Raw genomic sequence first — 19,712 nt, 5'->3', positions numbered from 1 at the left:
CCCATAGGCTTGCCGCCCGGACCATAGGGGAATGGCGTAATGGCAACGGTAGACCGCTGGCTGCTGCCAGATGGCATCGAAGAAGTACTGCCACCGGAAGCGGCGCGCATTGAAGTCGCGCGTCGTCAGGTGTTGGATCTGTTCCAGAGCTGGGGTTACGAGTTTGTCGTGACTCCCCATATCGAGTACCTGGAATCCTTGCTGACCGGCGCGGGCCAGGACCTCGATCTGCGTACTTTCAAGGTCATCGACCCGCAATCGGGCCGGCAGATGGGCTTCCGTGCCGACATCACGCCGCAAGTGGCGCGCATCGATGCGCACACCCTGCGTCGCGAAGGTCCGAGCCGCCTGTGCTATGCCGGTAGCGTGCTGCACGCTCAGCCACGCGCCTTGTCGTCCTCGCGCAGCCCGATTCAACTGGGCGCCGAGTTGTACGGCGATGCGAGCCCGAGCAGCGACGTGGAAGTGATCAGTCTGATGCTGGCCATGCTGCAGCTGGCCGATGTGCCGGATGTGCACATGGACCTCGGTCATGTGGGTATCTACCGCGGTCTGGCCCGCGCGGCCGGTTTGTCCGGTGAAGTTGAACAACAGTTGTTCGATGCGTTGCAACGCAAGGCGATCGACGAGGTCATTACCTTGACCGAAGGCTTGCCTGCCGATCTGTCGGGCATGCTGCGGGCGTTGGTTGACCTGTGTGGCGGCCGTGAAGTGCTTGACGCTGCACGCGTACGTCTGGCGAATGCGCCTGCGCCTGTGTTGGCAGCGCTGGATGATTTGCTGGCGATTGCCGAGCGTTTGTCCACGCGTTTCCCGGAGTTGCCGCTGTATTTCGATCTGGGTGAGCTGCGCGGCTATCACTACCATACCGGTGTGGTGTTCGCGGTGTTCGTGCCGGGTGTTGGCCAGTCCATTGCCCAGGGCGGTCGTTATGACGATATCGGCGCCGACTTCGGTCGTGCCCGTCCGGCAACCGGTTTCTCTACCGATTTGAAAACCCTGGTGACCCTGGGGCGTGCTGAAATCGAGCTACCGTCTGGCGGTATCTGGATGCCTGACAGTACGGATGCGGCACTCTGGCAGCAGGTTTGCCAGTTGCGCAGTGAGGGTCAGCGTGTCGTTCAGGCCTTGCCTGGACAACCTTTGGCCGCCGCCCGTGAAGCGGACTGCGACCGGCAATTGATTCAGCAGAACGGGCTTTGGCAAGTATCGCCACTGGCTTCTTGAGTTTTCCTGTCGGCCCGTGGCCGGCACCAAGTTTGCGCGAATGAGGACAAGTGTTATGGGTAAGAATGTCGTAGTCCTGGGCACCCAATGGGGTGATGAGGGCAAAGGCAAGATCGTTGATCTGCTGACCGAACATGCTGCCGCCGTAGTGCGCTACCAGGGTGGCCACAACGCGGGTCACACTCTGGTGATCGATGGCGAAAAAACCGTCTTGCACCTGATTCCGTCGGGCGTACTGCGCGAAGGCGTACAGTGCCTGATCGGCAACGGCGTGGTGGTTGCACCCGACGCCCTGCTGCGGGAAATCATCAAGCTGGAAGAGAAAGGCGTACCGGTGCGTGAGCGCCTGCGTATCAGCCCGTCCTGCCCGCTGATCCTGTCCTACCACGTAGCGCTGGACCAGGCCCGTGAAAAGGCCCGTGGCGAGCTGAAGATCGGCACCACCGGTCGCGGCATCGGCCCGGCGTACGAAGATAAGGTTGCACGTCGTGGCCTGCGCATCGGTGACCTGTTCCACCGTGAGCGTTTCGCCGCCAAGCTGGGTGAGTTGCTGGATTACCACAACTTTGTCCTGGTCAATTACTACAAAGAGCCGGCAATCGACTTCCAGAAAACACTCGACGAGTGCATGGAATACGCCGAGCTGCTGAAGCCGATGATGCTTGACGTCACCGCCGAGCTGCACGAGCTGCGTCGCGCTGGCAAAGACATCATGTTCGAAGGGGCCCAGGGCTCCCTGCTGGACATTGACCATGGTACTTACCCGTACGTCACCAGCTCCAACACCACCGCGGGCGGCATCGCCACCGGTTCGGGTTTCGGTCCGATGTACCTGGATTACATCCTCGGCATCACCAAGGCCTACACCACTCGCGTCGGTTCGGGCCCGTTCCCGACTGAGCTGTTCGACGACGTTGGCGCGTTCCTGGCCAAGCGTGGCCACGAGTTCGGTGCGACTACCGGCCGTGCTCGTCGTTGCGGCTGGTTCGACGCCGTCATCCTGCGTCGCGCTATCGACGTCAACAGCATTTCGGGGCTGTGCCTGACCAAGCTGGACGTGCTGGACGGTCTGGAAACCATCAACATCTGTATTGGCTACAAGAACCAGGATGGTGCAGTGATCGACGCACCGACTGATGCCGACAGCTACATCGGCCTGGAGCCGGTGTACGAAGAGATGCCAGGCTGGACCGAATCCACCGTCGGTGCCAAGACCCTGGAAGAGCTGCCGCAAGCCGCTCGCAACTACATCAAACGCGTCGAAGAGTTGGTCGGTGCGCCGATCGACATTATTTCGACGGGCCCGGACCGCAACGAAACCATCGTTCTGCGTCATCCGTTCGCTTAATAAGTCGTTGATGTAAAACACAAAGGGCCCTTAATTGGGCCCTTTGTCGTATATGTCTGTAGGACGGCATGACCTTTGCTGCGATCTTCATTATCGGCACGTCTTCTGGCGTGCCATCAATTTAATGGCGTCCAGACAGAGGGATATCAAGTGTCGGCGGTTCTCTCATTGTTACAAAGCCGTTTATTGCGGCCGGTGTTCGTTACCCTTGGTATCGCCCTTTTGGTGCAGGTGCTGGTGGCTGTTGCCCTGACACGGAGCACAGTGACTGCATTGGAAGCCGATTTGGGTGTGCGCCTGGGGGTAGACAGTCAAAAACTCTCTGGCGAGCTGGAGCAGGCAGGACGTGAAGTTACGTCGAGCCTCGACAACCTCTCGACCAGCACGCGTCAGCGCCTCACGACCGGTTTATCCTCGCGACTGGAGGATGAACAGGCACAGCTGCGTGCCACGCTGGAAAAGGACCTGAAGGATTCCGCCAATGATATGGCGCAGCTCTTGGCTTCGGTTGCGCCCCGCGCCATGTGGGACAACGATGTGCCAACCCTGTCGGAATTCGCCCGTCGGGCCCAGCGCAACCCCAACGTGCTGTTCGTGGTCTATGACGACGCAACGGGTCAGCACCTGACGCGCTACCTCAACCGCGAAAACCCGATCAACAAGGCCCTTCTGGAGAAAGGCCAGGGTGAGCGTGCGCTGGATAAAGTGCTGGATGCGGCGAAGAACGATCCATCGGTTTACTACCTCGAAGCCTCGATCAACCCTAATGGCGTGGAAATCGGCAAGGTCTTGATGGGCGTCTCCACCGCTTCCGTGGAAACCGATCTTGCGGCGCTGGACAAGCGCTTCACCGCGCTGATCGCCAGCAGTGATCAACTGGTCGGCGACAGCCTCAAAGGCGCAGCGGCTGACAGCGCCACCGCGATGCGGGCGCGTCTGACCTCTGCTCAGTCCACCGCCTCAGAAATGAAGGCCAACACCACCAGCACCGTGCAAGAAGCCGCGGCGACCTTGCGCTGGCGCATCGGCATGGGCCTGGCGCTGGTGGGTTGCGGCGTGTTGCTGTTGCTGGCGGTGGTCTTGGGTCGTCGTGTGGTCAACCGCTTGAAGATGCTGATTTCGGCGATGGACGACCTGGCGGCGGGCGAGGGGGATTTGACCAAGCGCGTGCAGATCAACAGCAAAGATGAGATCGGCGACATGGCCTCGGCGGTCAATCGCTTTGTGGATAAGTTGCAGCCAATCGTGCGTGAAGCGGGCGATGTGGCCCAGCGCACGGGCGTTGAAATTGGTGCCATGACCCTGCGTAACGCCGGTGCCGATGCGGCAGCGGGCATGCAGCGTGACGAGGTTGCCGAGAGCCTGCGCGCATTGTCGCAAATGGCTGACGAAGCCCAATCTGAAAGCCACGCCATGCAGGCGGCCTTGCAGCAGGTGGTGGACATCCGTTCGGCCACCGACGAAAACACCCGGACCTCGGCGAAAGTCGGCAGCCTGATCGAAGCGTTAGCCGGGCAGGTCGATACCGGGGCGAAAGTCATCGAGCGACTGGCGCAACAGAGTGAGCAGATTGAAGTGGTGCTGACCGTGATTCACGGGATCGCCGAGCAGACCAACCTGCTGGCGCTGAACGCGGCCATCGAGGCGGCGCGTGCCGGCGAGACCGGTCGCGGCTTTGCCGTGGTGGCGGACGAGGTACGAGCGCTGGCGAGCAAGACCCAGAGCTCTACGGGTGACATTCAGGCGCACATCGTGGCCTTGCAACAAGGTGCGCGCGAGGCGGTTGCGGCGATCGGACAGGCCGGGCGTCAGGCCAGCGAAGGTCTGTTGGTATTGCGTGACAGTGCGCGATTGCAGCAATCGGTGCAGGTGTCGGTCGAGCAGGTGCATGCGGCAATTGGTCTGGCGACGCAGGCAGCGGCGCATCAGGCGCAGGGTGCGCAGGCAGTGCGGGGTCGGGTTGAAACCATCCATGCACAGGCTGAGAAAGCGGCTCAGGCGGTGGTGGAGACTACGGCGAGCGGCAAGGTGCTGGATGGCTTGGCGGCGCAGTTGAAGGCGAGCCTGGGGCAGTTCAGGGCTTAGGGTCTTCTTTGTTCGGACTGGCCCCTTCGCGAGCAAGCCCGCTCCCACACTGGATCTGCTGTGAACTCACTATTTGTGAGCACCAGAGATCAAATGTGGGAGCAACTGTCTTCACCATGCCATTCGTCACCGCCACTCGGTGCCGTCGCGTAGCATGGCATTCAGCCTGATCAACAGCACCCGCATAAGGCGCCGCCGCTGCAAACTCCACATTCGCGGTATGCGCCCATACCTCCGTCGCCAGCGTGCGAGCCGCCTCTTCCAGCTGCGGTGCGGCCTTGTTCAGTGCCGTACGAATCGGTGCCTGCGCCAGTGGCAAAAACAGCAGCGCATAAGCGATCAGCATCAACGCCGGCGTCTGGTACAGGGCCGGTGCATAGTGCCGCGCGAAATACACCAGCGTCAGTGCGATCACCAAGCCTGCCGGCGTATGCAGCAGATACGGCAAGCGCTCGGCCCAGATCGCCAACTGGCCTTTGTAGCGCACCACCAACAATCCCACCGGCACCGCCAACACGAGGCACAACGCAGCGCCGCCCAACGACAGCGCCAGCGATGAAAACAATGCCTCGCTGATCGCTGCCATCGGAAACGCCGCCGACGAACCGACCGCCAGCCAGTACGCCAGCATCCCCAGGGGGATCCCGCTGCCGATGATCGCCAGCGCCAGGCAGTAAACTTGTCCGGCGAACGCCCAGGGACCTAATCGAACCTGTACCGCTTGTCGCGCGGCGCCCTGGCCGGTGCGCACGTGCCCACCTCTGCCGCAAACTTTCAGCTCCAGGCACAGCTTGCTCGCGAAGAGGGGGTGTCAGTCAGCATTGATGTAGCCGAGTAACCGCTTTCGCGAGCAAGCCCGCTCCCACAGGGATTGCGCCTGGCTGGAGATTTTTCAAAGGCCAGAAACGCAAAAACCCGCTTTCGCGGGTTTTTGTGAAATTCCAGAGTGGACTCTGAAATTTGAATTGGTGCCCAGAAGAAGACTCGAACTTCCACGACCTTGCGGTCACCAGCACCTGAAGCTGGCGTGTCTACCAATTTCACCATCTGGGCATAATCTTCAGCGTTGCCGCTGTTGATGTGGCGCACTATACGGAGAGCATTTTGATCTGTAAACCCCTGATTTAGTTTTAATAAATCAGATGCTTAGAATGCAAAAAACCCGCTTTCGCGGGTTTTTGTGCGAGCCTTGAAATTGATCTAATCTCAAGCTCTAAATTGGTGCCCAGAAGAAGACTCGAACTTCCACGACCTTGCGGTCACCAGCACCTGAAGCTGGCGTGTCTACCAATTTCACCATCTGGGCAGTATCGGCAGCGCTAGTGCGTCGTCGATGGCGCGCACTATACGGAGCGTCTTTTTAACTGTAAACCCCCGACATCAAAAAAACCTGAAAAATATTACCAATGGCATTCAAGTAAGCTTTGCGCTGTCGATAAAGGGCTTTAGAAGGGCTCTCACAGCCTGAAATTTCCCGTTTCATTACGCCTATGCCAAACTAACCCGCATATAGACAAGGTGAAAACTCTCTAATGGCCGATTGGCAGTCCCTCGATCCCGAGGCCGCTCGTGAAGCGGAAAAATATGAAAACCCTATTCCTAGCCGCGAACTGATCCTTCAGCACCTTGCTGATCGAGGTTCGCCTGCTAACCGCGAGCAACTGGTCGAAGAGTTTGGTCTGACCACAGAAGACCAGATCGAAGCCCTGCGCCGCCGCCTGCGCGCCATGGAGCGCGACGCTCAACTCATCTACACCCGTCGCGGCACGTATGCGCCGGTGGACAAGCTCGACCTGATCCTGGGCCGCATCAGCGGTCACCGTGACGGCTTCGGCTTCCTGGTCCCGGACGACGGCAGTGACGATCTGTTCATGAGCCCGGCGCAAATGCGTCTGGTGTTCGATGGCGACCGTGCCCTGGCGCGTGTTTCCGGTCTGGACCGTCGCGGTCGCCGCGAAGGCATGATCGTCGAAGTGGTCTCCCGCGCTCACGAAACCATCGTCGGCCGTTACTTCGAAGAGGGCGGTATCGGCTTCGTGGTGGCGGACAATCCGAAGATCCAGCAGGAAGTGCTGGTCACACCGGGCCGCAACGCCAACGCCAATATCGGCCAATTCGTTGAAGTGAAGATCACTCACTGGCCGACCCCGCGCTTCCAGCCGCAAGGCGATGTGGTGGAAGTGGTCGGTAACTACATGGCGCCGGGCATGGAGATCGATATTGCCCTGCGTACCTACGACATTCCTCACGTCTGGCCTGAGGCGGTGCTGAAAGAAGCCGCCAAGCTCAAGCCTGAAGTCGAAGAGAAAGACAAAGAGAAGCGCATCGACCTGCGTCATCTGCCGTTCGTCACTATCGACGGTGAAGATGCGCGCGACTTCGATGACGCGGTCTACTGCGAAGCCAAGCCGGGCAAGCTGCGCTTGTTCTCCGGTGGCTGGAAGTTGTACGTGGCGATTGCCGACGTCTCCAGCTACGTGAAGATCGGTTCGGCGCTGGATAACGAATCCCAAGTTCGCGGCAACTCCGTTTACTTCCCGGAGCGCGTGGTGCCGATGCTGCCTGAGCAGCTGTCCAACGGCCTGTGCTCGCTGAACCCGCACGTCGATCGCCTGGCCATGGTCTGCGAAATGACCATCTCCAAATCCGGCGAGATGACCGATTACTGCTTCTACGAAGCGGTGATTCACTCCCATGCGCGTCTGACCTACAACAAGGTCAGCACCATGCTGGAGACGCCGAAAGTCACCGAGGCGCGTCAGCTTCGTGGCGAATACACCGACGTTGTGCCGCACCTCAAGAAGCTGTACTCGCTGTACAAGGTGCTGCTGGCGGCCCGTCATGTACGTGGTGCGATCGATTTCGAAACGCAGGAAACCCGGATCATCTTCGGGGCCGAGCGCAAGATTGCCGAAATCCGTCCGACCGTGCGCAACGATGCACACAAGCTGATCGAGGAATGCATGCTGGCGGCCAACGTGGCCACTGCTGAATTCCTGAAAAAACACGAAATCCCTGCGCTGTATCGCGTCCACGATGGTCCGCCACCGGAGCGTCTGGAAAAACTGCGCGCCTTCCTCGGCGAGCTCGGCCTGTCCCTGCACAAAGGCAAGGACGGCCCGTCGCCGAAGGATTACCAGGCCTTGCTGGCCGGCATCAAGGACCGTCCGGATTTCCATCTGATCCAGACCGTCATGCTGCGTTCGTTGAGCCAGGCGGTGTACAGCGCTGATAACCAGGGCCACTTCGGCCTGAATTACGAAGCCTATACCCACTTCACCTCGCCGATCCGCCGCTACCCGGACCTGCTCACGCACCGTGCGATCCGCAGCGTCATCCATTCGAAAATGGACACCCCGCACGTTCGCCGTGCTGGCGCGATGACCATTCCGAAGGCGCGCATCTATCCGTACGACGAAGCGGCCCTGGAGCAGCTCGGCGAGCAATGCTCGATGAGCGAACGCCGTGCCGACGAAGCAACCCGCGACGTGGTGAACTGGCTCAAGTGCGAGTTCATGAAAGACCGCGTGGGCGAGTCGTTCCCGGGTGTGATCACCGCCGTGACCGGTTTTGGCCTGTTCGTCGAGCTGACCGATATCTACGTCGAAGGCCTGGTGCACGTCACCGCGCTGCCGGGCGATTACTACCACTTCGATCCTGTGCACCACCGCCTCGCCGGTGAGCGCACTGGTCGCAGCTTCCGCCTTGGCGACACCGTTGAAGTGCGCGTGATGCGCGTTGATCTCGACGAACGCAAGATCGACTTCGAGATGGCTGAAAAAACCATCAGCGCGCCGATCGGCCGCAAGAAACGCGGGACTGAAACCACTGCGCCTGCTGGCAAGACTGCAGCAGAGCCGGCGCCGGCGAAAGCCGGTCGTCGTCCTGCGAAGGAAAAAGCTCCCGAAGCCTATCGCCCAAGCGATGCGGCGGCGAAAAACGCCGAGCTGCGCAAAAGCCGTGAACTGAAGCAGGCGTTGCTGTCTGAAGCGAAGAGCGGTGGTAAAGCGGCGTCTGGGGGAAAGACCGGACGGTCGGCGCCTGACAAGGCTCCCGGCAGCAAGCCGAGCAAACACCGTAAAGGCCCGCCGAAAGCGGGTTCGGCCCCAGCCAAAAGTGGCGGGGCGCGTAAACCTAAGGCCAAGTCATGAGTCAGTTGGAAAAAATCTACGGTGTGCACGCGGTAGAAGCGTTGCTGCGTCACCACCCGAAACGCGTCAAGCAGATCTGGCTGGCGGAAGGCCGCAGTGATCCGCGCGTGCAAACGCTGATCGAGCTCGCCGGGGAAAACCGCGTGCCTGTAGGCAATGCCGAACGTCGTGAGCTGGATGCCTGGGTTGAAGGCGTGCATCAGGGCGTGGTGGCGGACGTCAGTCCGAGCCAGGTCTGGGGCGAAGCAATGCTTGACGAACTGCTCGATCGCACCGACGGCGCGCCGCTGCTGCTGGTGCTCGACGGCGTGACCGATCCGCACAACCTTGGCGCTTGCCTGCGTTCGGCCGATGCTGCCGGTGCGCTGGCGGTGATCGTGCCGAAAGACAAGTCGGCTACGCTGACTCCAACGGTGCGAAAAGTCGCCTGTGGCGCGGCGGAAGTGATTCCGTTGGTCGCGGTGACCAACCTGGCGCGCACCCTGGAAAAACTCAAGCAGCGCGGCTTGTGGGTTGTCGGTACGGCGGGCGAGGCTGAGCAGAGTCTGTATCAGCAAGACATGACCGGCCCGACCATCCTGATCATGGGGGCGGAAGGCAGCGGCATGCGTCGCCTGACTCGCGATCTGTGCGACTACCTGGTGCACCTGCCGATGACCGGCAGCGTCAGCAGTCTCAACGTTTCCGTAGCGACCGGCGTCTGCCTGTTCGAGGCTCAGCGCCAGCGTAGTGTCAAGGCTGCCACCAAAAAGTCCTGACACTCCCTTGTAGGAACTGTGTAGGAGCTGTGTAGGAGCTGTCGAGTGAAACGAGGCTGCGATCTTTTGACTTTGATTTTTCAAGATCAAAAGATCGCAGCCTCGTTTCACTCGACAGCTCCTACAGTCCTACATCCTACAGGTGGTCGGATTTGAGTTTGGGTGATTGTTCAAATAATCACCAATTGCCTTGCACCTCTCCTGTCCCTTCTCTACAATTGCGCCCCTTGCTGTGACGGCAGGCACGCATGTGTCTATCGCCAGCAAGTCCATAAGTGTCATTCACTCCTTGTCTGACCGCTTTTGAGCGGCAGGCTACAACCCGTAAGGAGCATTCATGCGTCATTACGAAATCATCTTTTTGGTCCACCCGGATCAAAGCGAGCAAGTCGGCGGCATGGTTGAGCGTTACACCAAGCTGATCGAAGAAGACGGCGGCAAAATCCACCGTCTGGAAGATTGGGGCCGTCGTCAACTGGCCTACGCAATCAACAATGTTCACAAGGCTCACTACGTGATGCTGAACGTTGAGTGCACTGGCAAGGCCCTGGCCGAGCTGGAAGACAACTTCCGCTACAACGATGCAGTGATCCGTAACCTGGTCATCCGTCGCGAAGAAGCCGTTACCGGCCAATCCGAGATGCTCAAGGCTGAAGAAAACCGCAGTGAGCGCCGTGAGCGTCGCGACCGTCCTGAGCACTCCGACGCCGAAGGCGTTGACAGTGATGACAGCGACAACAGCGATAACGCTGACGAGTAATCCACGGACCTTTTGAGGAGCCTATTACATGGCACGTTTCTTCCGTCGTCGTAAATTCTGCCGCTTCACCGCTGAAGACGTGAAAGAGATCGATTACAAAGATCTCAACACTCTGAAAGCTTACGTATCCGAGACCGGCAAAATCGTTCCAAGCCGCATCACCGGTACCAAAGCACGTTATCAGCGTCAGCTGGCCACCGCTATCAAGCGCGCCCGCTTCCTGGCCCTGCTGGCCTACACCGACAGCCACGGCCGCTGAGACCGGGCAGTCGACACGTAGCAAAGGATTGAATGCATGCGTGCCATAGCTGAGTTCATCATGCGCGGCCGTATGCAGGCCACTCTCGTAGTGGCTGGATGCGCAACATTGCCGTTGTTGTATTGGTTGGGTGCTGCCGCCGGATGCCTTGTGCTCCTGCGGCGCGGATTGAAGGACGCCCTCGGCGTACTTGCTCTGGGACTGCTGCCGGCGTTGATCTGGTGGCTTTACTCCGACGACCCACGGGCACTTCTGGTGCTGCTGGGGTCTTCGAGCCTTGCGTTGGTTTTGCGCGCAAGCGAGTCCTGGAGCCGCGTGCTGCTGGTCAGCATAGCGATGGGAGTGGTGTTTGCAGTGGTGCTGGGGACAGTTTTTGCTCCCCAAATCGAGATGCTGGCGCAGGCTTTGATAAAGGTCATGCCGTCGCTACTCGGTGATGTCTACCAGAAGTTGTCGGTAGACGAGCAAGCGCATTTTGCGTCCCTGATTGCACCGGTCCTGACCGGCCTGATTGCGGCCTTGTTGCAAATCGTCAGTGTGCTGAGCCTGATTGTCGGGCGCTACTGGCAGGCGTTGTTGTACAACCCGGGTGGTTTTGGTCGCGAGTTTCGCGCCATCCGCTTCCCGCTGGGGCTGGCGATGTTACTGCTGGCGTTCATGCTTCTGGGACCGAGCATCGGTCCGCAGATGGCCATGTTGACGCCGTTGTGCAGTGTACCGCTGGTGTTCGCCGGGCTGGCCCTGATTCACGGGCTGGTGGCGCAAAAGCGACTGGCCAGATTCTGGCTGGTGGGGTTGTACGTCACGCTGTTGCTGTTCATGCAGCTGATCTATCCGTTGCTGGTGGTCCTGGCCATCGTCGACAGCCTGATTGATTTTCGCGGTCGTTCGGCGCCGAAAGACGTCGATAGCGCGAACGGTGAAGGTTAAAAGTTAAGAGGATTTTCACATGCAACTGATCCTTCTGGAAAAAGTCACCAACCTGGGCAACCTGGGTGACAAAGTGAACGTTAAGGCTGGTTACGGTCGTAACTACCTGCTGCCTTACGGCAAAGCTACCGCTGCGACCCCAGCCAACCTGGCTGCGTTCGAAGAGCGTCGCGCTGAGCTGGAAAAAGCCGCAGCAGACCGTAAAACTTCGGCTGAAAGCCGTGCCGCCCAACTGGCTGAGCTGGAAGTGACTATCACTGCCACCGCTGGTGACGAAGGCAAGCTGTTCGGTTCGATCGGCACTCACGACATCGCTGATGCACTGACCGCCTCTGGCGTTGAAGTTGCAAAAAGCGAAGTTCGTCTGCCGAACGGCACCATCCGCAACGTAGGCGAATTCGACGTAGCCGTGCACCTGCACGCCGAAGTTGAAGCCACCGTACGCGTTGTCGTGGTAGCAGCTTAAGCAGCACTTGTCGGCTGGCACCCTCGGGTGCTTGTCGGTAACATCGGGCACGATCCTGTTTACAGGTCGTGCCCTTTGTCTTTCTGCAGTTCCTGATTTTCTACAACCCCCTGCTTTTCCTAAAGAACCCAAGTGGCCATGAACGATATTTCCGCTCCCGAGCAATACGATCTGCAAACCGCTGCCCTGAAGGTGCCGCCGCATTCCATCGAGGCCGAACAGGCCGTGCTCGGTGGTCTGATGCTGGACAACAACGCCTGGGAACGCGTGCTCGATCAAGTCTCCGACGGCGATTTCTATCGGCATGACCACCGCCTGATCTTCCGCGCGATCGCCAAACTCGCCGATCAGAACTCCCCGATCGACGTCGTGACCCTTGCCGAGCAATTGGACAAGGAAGGTCAGACTTCGCAAGTCGGCGGCCTCGGTTACCTCGGCGAGTTGGCGAAAAACACGCCGTCCGTCGCCAACATCAAGGCCTATGCACAGATCGTCCGCGCGCGGGCGACGTTGCGGCAGTTGATCGGTATCGCCACCGAGATTGCCGACAGCGCCTTCAACCCGGAAGGTCGCACAGCTGAAGAGATTCTCGACGAAGCCGAACGGCAGATCTTCCAGATCGCCGAGGCCCGGCCTAAAACCGGCGGCCCGGTGAGCGTGAATGACCTGCTGACCAAGGCCATCGACCGCATCGACACCTTGTTCAACACCGACAACGCCATCACTGGCTTGTCCACCGGTTACACCGACCTCGACGAAAAGACCAGCGGCCTGCAGCCGGCTGACCTGATCATCGTCGCCGGTCGTCCGTCCATGGGTAAAACCACCTTTGCGATGAACCTGGTGGAAAACGCCGTGTTGCGCAGCGACAAGTGTGTGCTGGTCTACTCGCTCGAGATGCCAGGTGAATCGCTGATCATGCGTATGTTGTCGTCCCTCGGCCGTATCGACCAGACCAAGGTCCGTGCCGGCCGCCTGGATGACGACGATTGGCCGCGTCTGACGTCGGCAGTCAACCTGCTCAACGACCGCAAGCTGTTCATCGACGATACGGCGGGTATCAGCCCTTCGGAAATGCGCGCTCGGACCCGGCGTCTGGTGCGTGAGCATGGCGACGTCGCCCTCATCATGATCGACTACCTGCAATTGATGCAGATTCCGGGCTCTGGCGGTGACAACCGGACCAACGAGATTTCCGAGATTTCCCGTTCCTTGAAAGCCCTGGCCAAGGAATTCAATTGCCCGGTGGTGGCGTTGTCCCAGCTCAACCGCTCCCTGGAGCAACGACCGAACAAACGCCCGATCAACTCCGACCTCCGGGAATCCGGAGCGATCGAGCAGGATGCCGACGTCATCATGTTCGTGTACCGGGATGAGGTTTATCACCCGGAAACCGAGCACAAAGGCATTGCGGAGATCATCATCGGCAAGCAGCGGAACGGCCCGATCGGCACGTCACGACTGGCGTTCATCGGTAAGTACACCCGCTTCGAAAACCTGGCGCCGGGTAGCTACAACTTCGACGACGAGTAACCCAGAAGAAATCTGTGGCGAGGGAGCTCGCTCCCGCTCGACTGCGCAGCAGTCGCAAAGCCGAAAAATGCGGTCTGTCTGAAAAAACTTGGTCGCAAGTTTTGGGGCTGCTTCGCAACCCAGCGGGAGCAAGCTCCCTCGCCACAGGGGTTGTGCATGTTCTCAGGAGCTTTGCGCCAAATAGCCTCCGCAATTTCCGACCATAGCCGTCGGAATTGGTCATTTTTTGTGCTATATTCCGCGCCCGCGATTTTTCATCTCAACACCGGTCATCGTCATGCAAACAGCCAAGCCGTTATTTGACTATCCCAAGTACTGGGCCGAATGTTTCGGTCCAGCGCCATTCCTGCCGATGAGCAGGGAGGAGATGGATCAGCTTGGCTGGGATTCCTGCGACATCATCATCGTCACCGGTGATGCGTACGTTGACCATCCGTCGTTCGGCATGGCGATCATCGGCCGGCTGCTGGAGTCCCAGGGCTTCCGCGTCGGGATCATTGCCCAGCCGAACTGGCAGTCCAAAGACGATTTCATGAAGCTCGGCGAGCCGAACCTGTTCTTCGGCGTCGCGGCCGGCAACATGGACTCGATGATCAACCGCTACACCGCCGACAAGAAAATCCGCTCCGACGACGCCTACACCCCTGGTGGCCTGGCGGGCAAGCGTCCGGACCGCGCGAGCCTGGTTTACAGCCAGCGCTGCAAGGAAGCCTACAAGAACGTGCCGATCGTTCTTGGCGGCATCGAAGCTTCCCTGCGCCGCATCGCCCATTACGATTACTGGCAGGACCGGGTGCGCAACTCGATCCTGATCGACGCCTGCGCCGACATCCTGCTCTACGGCAACGCCGAGCGTGCGATTGTCGAAGTCGCCCAGCGTCTGTCCTACGGCCACAAGATCGAAGACATCACCGACGTGCGCGGCACCGCGTTCATCCGTCGCGATACGCCGAAAGACTGGTACGAAGTCGATTCCACGCGTATCGATCGTCCGGGCAAGGTCGACAAGATCATCAACCCGTACGTCAACACCCAGGACACCCAGGCCTGCGCCATCGAGCAGGAAAAAGGTCCGGTTGAGGACCCGAGCGAAGCCAAGGTCGTACAGATCCTGGCCAGCCCGAAAATGACCCGCGACAAGACCGTGATCCGTCTGCCATCGGTTGAGAAGGTCCGTGGCGATGCGGTGCTTTACGCTCACGCCAACCGCGTGCTGCACCTGGAAACCAACCCGGGTAACGCCCGTGCGCTGGTGCAGAAGCATGGCGAAGTCGACGTCTGGTTCAACCCGCCTCCGATTCCGATGACCACTGAAGAAATGGACTACGTGTTCGGCATGCCTTACGCACGTATCCCGCACCCGGCGTACGGCAAGGAAAAAATCCCGGCCTACGACATGATCCGCTTCTCGGTGAACATCATGCGCGGCTGCTTCGGCGGCTGCACGTTCTGCTCGATTACCGAGCACGAAGGCCGGATCATCCAGAACCGCTCCGAAGAGTCGATCATTCGCGAAATCGAAGAGATCCGCGACAAGGTGCCAGGCTTCACCGGCGTCATTTCCGACCTCGGCGGCCCGACCGCGAACATGTACCGCATCGCTTGCAAGAGCCCGGAAATCGAATCCGCGTGCCGCAAGCCGTCGTGCGTGTTCCCTGGCATCTGCCCGAATTTGAACACCGACCACTCGTCGCTGATCCAGCTGTATCGCAGTGCCCGTGCCTTGCCGGGTGTGAAGAAGATCCTGATTGCTTCCGGCCTGCGCTATGACCTCGCGGTCGAGTCGCCGGAATACGTCAAGGAGCTGGTGACCCACCACGTCGGTGGTTACCTGAAGATCGCCCCGGAACACACCGAGGAAGGTCCGCTCAACCAGATGATGAAGCCGGGCATCGGCAGCTATGACAAGTTCAAGCGCATGTTCGAGAAGTACACCAAGGAAGCGGGGAAAGAGCAGTACCTGATTCCATACTTCATCGCCGCGCACCCGGGCACCACCGACGAAGACATGATGAACCTGGCCCTGTGGCTCAAGGACAATGGCTTCCGCGCCGATCAAGTGCAGGCGTTCTACCCGTCGCCGATGGCCACCGCCACCGCGATGTACCACTCGGGCAAGAATCCGCTGCGTAAGGTCACTTACAAGAGCGACGCCGTGACCATCGTCAAGAGCGAAGAGCAGCGTCGTCTGCACAAGGCGTTCTTGCGTTATCACGACCCGAAAGGCTGGCCGATGCTGCGTGAAGCGCTGACCCGCATGGGCCGCGCCGACCTGATCGGGCCGGGCAAGAACCAATTGATCCCGCTGCATCAGCCGGCGACCGACAGCTACCAGAGCGCCCGTCGCAAAAACTCGACGCCAGCCGGCAGCCATAAAGTGGCGGGTGAGAAGACCACCAAGATCCTGACCCAGCACACCGGCCTGCCACCGCGTGCCAGCGATGGCGGCAACCCGTGGGACAAGCGTGAACAGGCCAAGGCTGCTGCGTTCGCCCGCAACCAGCAGGCGGCCAAGGAGCGCAAGGATGCGGCCAAAGGCAAAGGACCGAAGCCTGCGCGCAAGCCGGTTGTACCGCGCTAAGCCACGCTTGAGCTGAACAGAACGCCAACCTTCGGGTTGGCGTTTTGCGTTGAGCCACAAAGAAAAAGATCGCAGCCTTCGGCAGCTCCTACAGGTGTACGCCATTCCCCTGTAGGAGCTGCCGAAGGCTGCGATCTTTTGATCTTCGCCACATTTGCGTGCAACTCCCTCAAACCAATTTCCCGCATCGCCCGATTTTGGTGCTGTACTGCCCTAAGCAACTCTATGAAAGCGCCAGCGCCACTGCATGGCATAAGTCTTGCGCGCTTTCGATAACGCTTAAGGCTCGCAGGAGGCACGCCGTGTCGATTCATGTCGCATTGCACCACGTTACGCATTACCGCTACGACCGCGCCGTCGAGCTCGGCCCGCAGATCGTTCGCCTGCGCCCGGCTGCCCACAGCCGCACGCGGATATTGTCCTATGCGCTGAAAGTCTCGCCCGAGCAGCACTTCATCAACTGGCAGCAGGACCCGCAGGGCAATTACCTGGCGCGTCTGGTGTTTCCGGAAAAAACCGATGAGCTTCGGATTGAGGTCGATCTGCTGGCCGAAATGGCGGTATTCAATCCGTTCGACTTCTTCCTCGAACCCTACGCGGAAAAAATCCCGTTCACCTACGCAGCGGACGAGCGCAAGGAGCTGGCGCCGTATCTGGAAACGCTGCCGCTGACGCCGAAATTCAAGGCGTACCTGGACGGCATAGACCGCACGCCGCTGCCGAGCGTGGATTTCCTCGTCGCGCTCAATCAGCGTTTGAGCGAGGACATTGGCTACCTGATCCGCATGGAACCAGGTGTGCAGACACCCGAGCACACCCTTGAACATGCCTCCGGTTCCTGCCGCGACTCGGCGTGGTTGCTGGTGCAACTGCTGCGCAACCTTGGGCTGGCGGCGCGCTTCGTCTCTGGCTATCTGATTCAACTGACCGCCGACGTCAAAAGTCTCGACGGCCCTTCTGGCACCGAAGTGGACTTCACCGACCTGCACGCCTGGTGCGAGGTCTATTTGCCCGGTGCGGGCTGGATCGGCCTGGACGCGACGTCAGGGCTGTTTGCCGGTGAAGGACACATTCCGTTGGCGTGTAGTCCCGATCCGGGCTCTGCGGCACCGATCAGTGGTCTGGTAGAACCGTGCGAGTGCGAATTCACCCACGAAATGTCCGTGGAGCGGATTTGGGAGGCGCCGCGGGTCACCAAGCCCTACACCGAAGACCAATGGCTGGCGATCCAGGCGCTGGGCCGGCAGATCGATGCCGACCTGCTGGAAGGCGACGTACGCCTGACCATGGGCGGCGAGCCGACCTTCGTCTCCATCGACGATCCGGACGGCGCCGAGTGGAACACCGCCGCGCTCGGGCCGGACAAGCGTCGTCTGTCCGCCGAACTGTTTCAGCGCATGCGCAAACGTTACGCACCCAAGGGCCTGGTGCATTTCGGTCAGGGCAAGTGGTACCCCGGCGAGCAACTGCCGCGCTGGTCGCTGAACTGTTACTGGCGCCGCGACGGCGTGCCGATCTGGCACAACAGCGCGCTGATTGCCGATGAGCAGGAAGATTACGGCGCCGATGGCGAACTGGCCGGGCGTTTTTTGGCGAGTGTCGCCGAGCGTTTGAAAATTCCGACACGTTTTGTGTTCCCAGCCTACGAAGACAATTTCTATTACCTCTGGCGCGAAGGCGCTTTACCGCAGAACGTCAGCGCCGAAGACTCACGCCTGGAAGAACCGCTGGAGCGCGCGCGTCTGCGCAAAGTCTTCAGTCAGGGGCTGGATAAAGTGATCGGCCAGGTCTTGCCGCTGGCGCGCACCACCAAGGGCGATCAGTGGCAAAGCGGTCGCTGGTATCTGCGCGACGAGCACTGCCGACTGGTGCCGGGGGATTCGGCGCTGGGTTACCGCTTGCCGCTGGGTTCGCAGCCTTGGGTGAAAGCCGCCGAGTATCCGTTCATCTATCCCAACGACCCCAATCAGGAATTCCCGGCGCTTCCAGACACTCAGCAGTTGAACAGCCCGGGGGCCGCGGCCGAAGCGGTCGAGCGCGATCTGGAAGTCGACGAGTCCGCCGACTGGCTGACCCGCACCGCATTCTGCGCCGAGGCTCGGGAAGGGCGGTTGTACCTGTTCATGCCGCCGCTGGAGCGGGTCGAGGATTATCTGGAGCTGGTCACCGCGATCGAGGCCACGGCGCAGGAGTTGCGTTGCCCGGTGTTGCTGGAAGGCTATGAACCGCCGAGCGATCCACGCCTGAGCAACTTCCGCATCACCCCGGACCCGGGCGTGATCGAGGTCAACGTGCAGCCGTCCGCCACATGGGACGAACTGGTCGAGCGCACCGAGTTTCTCTACGAAGAAGCGCGCCAGACCCGACTGACCACCGAGAAATTCATGATCGATGGACGGCACACCGGCACCGGCGGCGGTAACCATTTCGTACTGGGTGGCGCGACACCGGCTGACTCACCGTTTCTACGCCGTCCGGATCTGCTGCGCAGCCTGATCAGTTACTGGCATAACCATCCGTCCTTGTCCTACCTGTTTTCCGGGTTGTTCATCGGCCCGACGTCCCAGGCGCCGCGCGTTGATGAAGCCCGCAACGATGCGTTGTACGAGCTGGAAATTGCCTTTGCGCAAATGCCCGAACCGGGCGAGGAATGCGCGCCGTGGCTGGTGGACCGGCTACTGCGCAACCTGCTGATCGACGTGACCGGCAACACCCACCGCGCCGAGTTTTGCATCGACAAACTCTATTCGCCGGACGGTGCGACGGGGCGTCTTGGCTTGCTGGAATTACGTGCCTTTGAAATGCCACCGCATGCGCGCATGAGCCTGGCTCAGCAGTTGTTGCTGCGAGCACTGGTCGCACGGTTCTGGCGCGAGCCTTATGCGCCGCCGAAACTGGCGCGCTGGGGTACGGAATTGCACGACCGGTTCCTGTTGCCGCACTTTATCGAGCAGGATTTCGCCGACGTCATCGTTGATCTCAACGCCTCGGGTTATCCGGTGCGGGCCGAGTGGTTCGCGGCGCATCTGGAGTTTCGCTTTCCCAAGGTTGGCGATTACGCCGTTAGCGGCATCGAGCTGGAAGTGCGTCAGGCGCTGGAGCCTTGGCATGTGCTGGGTGAGGAGGGCGCGGTCGGCGGCACGGTGCGCTACGTGGATTCGTCCCTGGAGCGCCTGCAAGTGAAGCTCAGCGGCCTGGCACCGCAGCGTTATTTGCTGACGTGCAACGGCGTTCCCGTGCCCTTGCAGTCCACCGGGCGGGTGGGCGAATTCGTCGCTGGCGTGCGCTTTCGTGCCTGGCAGCCGGCCAACTGCCTGCAACCGACGATCCCGGTCCATGCGCCGCTGGTGTTCGACTTGCTCGACACCTGGATGCAGCGTTCACTGGGGGGGTGTCAGTACCACGTTGCCCATCCGGGCGGCCGCAACTACGACAGCTTGCCGGTGAACGCCAATGAGGCCGAGAGCAGGCGGATGGCGCGTTTCTTCCGCATCGGACACAGCCCAGGGAAACTTCCTATACCGATTCTGGAAATTAACGACGAGCTGCCGATGACTCTCGATTTGCGACGTTTCTAAACCGTACACGACGCTCGGATTTTTCGTATATCCGGG

General features: G+C 60.2%; 12 protein-coding genes, 2 tRNA genes and 1 pseudogene. 12 read left to right on the top strand and 3 right to left on the bottom strand.

From position 1 onward, the window contains the following. Positions 1 to 39 precede the first annotated feature (39 nt). The 3 genes from ACYZTL_RS12845 to ACYZTL_RS12835 all read left to right on the top strand — a co-directional run bounded on the left by ACYZTL_RS12845 (position 40) and on the right by ACYZTL_RS12835 (position 4,660). Entirely contained in the window at positions 40 to 1,227 is a 1,188-nt protein-coding gene (locus tag ACYZTL_RS12845) for an ATP phosphoribosyltransferase regulatory subunit (RefSeq protein WP_461952098.1), read from the top strand. 55 nt (positions 1,228 to 1,282) lie between these two features. Continuing rightward, entirely contained in the window at positions 1,283 to 2,575 is a 1,293-nt protein-coding gene (locus tag ACYZTL_RS12840; RefSeq protein WP_461952097.1) for an adenylosuccinate synthase, read from the top strand. A gap of 150 nt (positions 2,576 to 2,725) precedes the next feature. Further along, a complete protein-coding gene (locus ACYZTL_RS12835; RefSeq protein WP_461952096.1) occupies positions 2,726 to 4,660 on the top strand; it encodes a methyl-accepting chemotaxis protein in 1,935 nt (644 codons plus the stop codon). A gap of 181 nt (positions 4,661 to 4,841) precedes the next feature. Here the strand turns inward: ACYZTL_RS12835 and ACYZTL_RS12830 are convergent. The 3 genes and pseudogenes from ACYZTL_RS12830 to ACYZTL_RS12820 all read right to left on the bottom strand — a co-directional run. Further along, positions 4,842 to 5,450 (bottom strand): annotated as a pseudogene (locus tag ACYZTL_RS12830) (iron ABC transporter permease); the annotation flags it as partial. 176 nt (positions 5,451 to 5,626) lie between these two features. Further along, a tRNA-Leu gene (locus ACYZTL_RS12825) sits at positions 5,627 to 5,713 on the bottom strand. Positions 5,714 to 5,879: 166 nt separating this feature from the next. Beyond that, positions 5,880 to 5,966 (bottom strand) — tRNA-Leu (locus ACYZTL_RS12820). A gap of 226 nt (positions 5,967 to 6,192) precedes the next feature. Between ACYZTL_RS12820 and rnr the strand changes: the two genes are divergently transcribed. The 9 genes from rnr to ACYZTL_RS12775 all read left to right on the top strand — a co-directional run bounded on the left by rnr (position 6,193) and on the right by ACYZTL_RS12775 (position 19,676). Next, positions 6,193 to 8,811, top strand: a complete 2,619-nt coding sequence (gene rnr / locus ACYZTL_RS12815; RefSeq protein ID WP_461952095.1) for a ribonuclease R — start codon at positions 6,193 to 6,195, stop codon at positions 8,809 to 8,811. Next, positions 8,808 to 9,569, top strand: a complete 762-nt coding sequence (gene rlmB / locus ACYZTL_RS12810) for a 23S rRNA (guanosine(2251)-2'-O)-methyltransferase RlmB (RefSeq protein ID WP_461952094.1) — start codon at positions 8,808 to 8,810, stop codon at positions 9,567 to 9,569. Before rnr ends, rlmB begins: the two co-directional genes overlap by 4 nt. 337 nt (positions 9,570 to 9,906) lie before the next feature. Further along, positions 9,907 to 10,329 carry a 30S ribosomal protein S6 gene (rpsF, locus tag ACYZTL_RS12805; protein ID WP_007939579.1) on the top strand — a complete coding sequence of 141 codons (423 nt, stop codon included), beginning with the start codon at positions 9,907 to 9,909 and terminating at the stop codon, positions 10,327 to 10,329. A gap of 28 nt (positions 10,330 to 10,357) precedes the next feature. Further along, positions 10,358 to 10,588 (top strand): 30S ribosomal protein S18, encoded by a 231-nt coding sequence (gene rpsR, locus ACYZTL_RS12800; protein ID WP_002551829.1) that lies wholly within the window; start codon positions 10,358 to 10,360, stop codon positions 10,586 to 10,588. A gap of 36 nt (positions 10,589 to 10,624) precedes the next feature. Further along, a complete protein-coding gene (locus ACYZTL_RS12795; RefSeq protein ID WP_461952093.1) occupies positions 10,625 to 11,518 on the top strand; it encodes a hypothetical protein in 894 nt (297 codons plus the stop codon). Positions 11,519 to 11,537: 19 nt separating this feature from the next. Continuing rightward, the gene (rplI, locus tag ACYZTL_RS12790) at positions 11,538 to 11,984 is read left to right on the top strand and encodes a 50S ribosomal protein L9 (protein ID WP_008035347.1); all 447 of its coding nucleotides are present in this window, start codon (positions 11,538 to 11,540) and stop codon (positions 11,982 to 11,984) included. Positions 11,985 to 12,122: 138 nt separating this feature from the next. After that, positions 12,123 to 13,517: a replicative DNA helicase gene (dnaB, locus tag ACYZTL_RS12785; RefSeq protein WP_017336265.1), complete on the top strand. Its 1,395-nt coding sequence runs from the start codon at positions 12,123 to 12,125 to the stop codon at positions 13,515 to 13,517. Positions 13,518 to 13,794: 277 nt separating this feature from the next. Then, positions 13,795 to 16,098 carry a YgiQ family radical SAM protein gene (locus tag ACYZTL_RS12780; protein ID WP_461952092.1) on the top strand — a complete coding sequence of 768 codons (2,304 nt, stop codon included), beginning with the start codon at positions 13,795 to 13,797 and terminating at the stop codon, positions 16,096 to 16,098. Positions 16,099 to 16,400: 302 nt separating this feature from the next. Further along, the gene (locus ACYZTL_RS12775; RefSeq protein ID WP_461952091.1) at positions 16,401 to 19,676 is read left to right on the top strand and encodes a transglutaminase family protein; all 3,276 of its coding nucleotides are present in this window, start codon (positions 16,401 to 16,403) and stop codon (positions 19,674 to 19,676) included. The last annotated feature ends 36 nt before the right edge of the window (positions 19,677 to 19,712 follow it).

This window comes from Pseudomonas sp. LB3P81 (assembly GCF_054897965.1).
Note: the sequence above shows the minus strand (reverse complement) of the source record. Positions and strands in the feature narration are given on the sequence as shown.

What these genes read in the sequence shown, in the direction of transcription:
- ACYZTL_RS12845 (WP_461952098.1), top strand. Translation starts at nt 40, where the DNA reads ATGGCAACGGTAGACCGCTGGCTGCTGCCAGATGGCATCGAAGAAGTA.
- ACYZTL_RS12840 (WP_461952097.1), top strand. Translation starts at nt 1,283, where the DNA reads ATGGGTAAGAATGTCGTAGTCCTGGGCACCCAATGGGGTGATGAGGGC.
- rnr (WP_461952095.1), top strand. Translation starts at nt 6,193, where the DNA reads ATGGCCGATTGGCAGTCCCTCGATCCCGAGGCCGCTCGTGAAGCGGAA.
- rlmB (WP_461952094.1), top strand. Translation starts at nt 8,808, where the DNA reads ATGAGTCAGTTGGAAAAAATCTACGGTGTGCACGCGGTAGAAGCGTTG.
- rpsF (WP_007939579.1), top strand. Translation starts at nt 9,907, where the DNA reads ATGCGTCATTACGAAATCATCTTTTTGGTCCACCCGGATCAAAGCGAG.
- rpsR (WP_002551829.1), top strand. Translation starts at nt 10,358, where the DNA reads ATGGCACGTTTCTTCCGTCGTCGTAAATTCTGCCGCTTCACCGCTGAA.
- ACYZTL_RS12795 (WP_461952093.1), top strand. Translation starts at nt 10,625, where the DNA reads ATGCGTGCCATAGCTGAGTTCATCATGCGCGGCCGTATGCAGGCCACT.
- rplI (WP_008035347.1), top strand. Translation starts at nt 11,538, where the DNA reads ATGCAACTGATCCTTCTGGAAAAAGTCACCAACCTGGGCAACCTGGGT.
- dnaB (WP_017336265.1), top strand. Translation starts at nt 12,123, where the DNA reads ATGAACGATATTTCCGCTCCCGAGCAATACGATCTGCAAACCGCTGCC.
- ACYZTL_RS12780 (WP_461952092.1), top strand. Translation starts at nt 13,795, where the DNA reads ATGCAAACAGCCAAGCCGTTATTTGACTATCCCAAGTACTGGGCCGAA.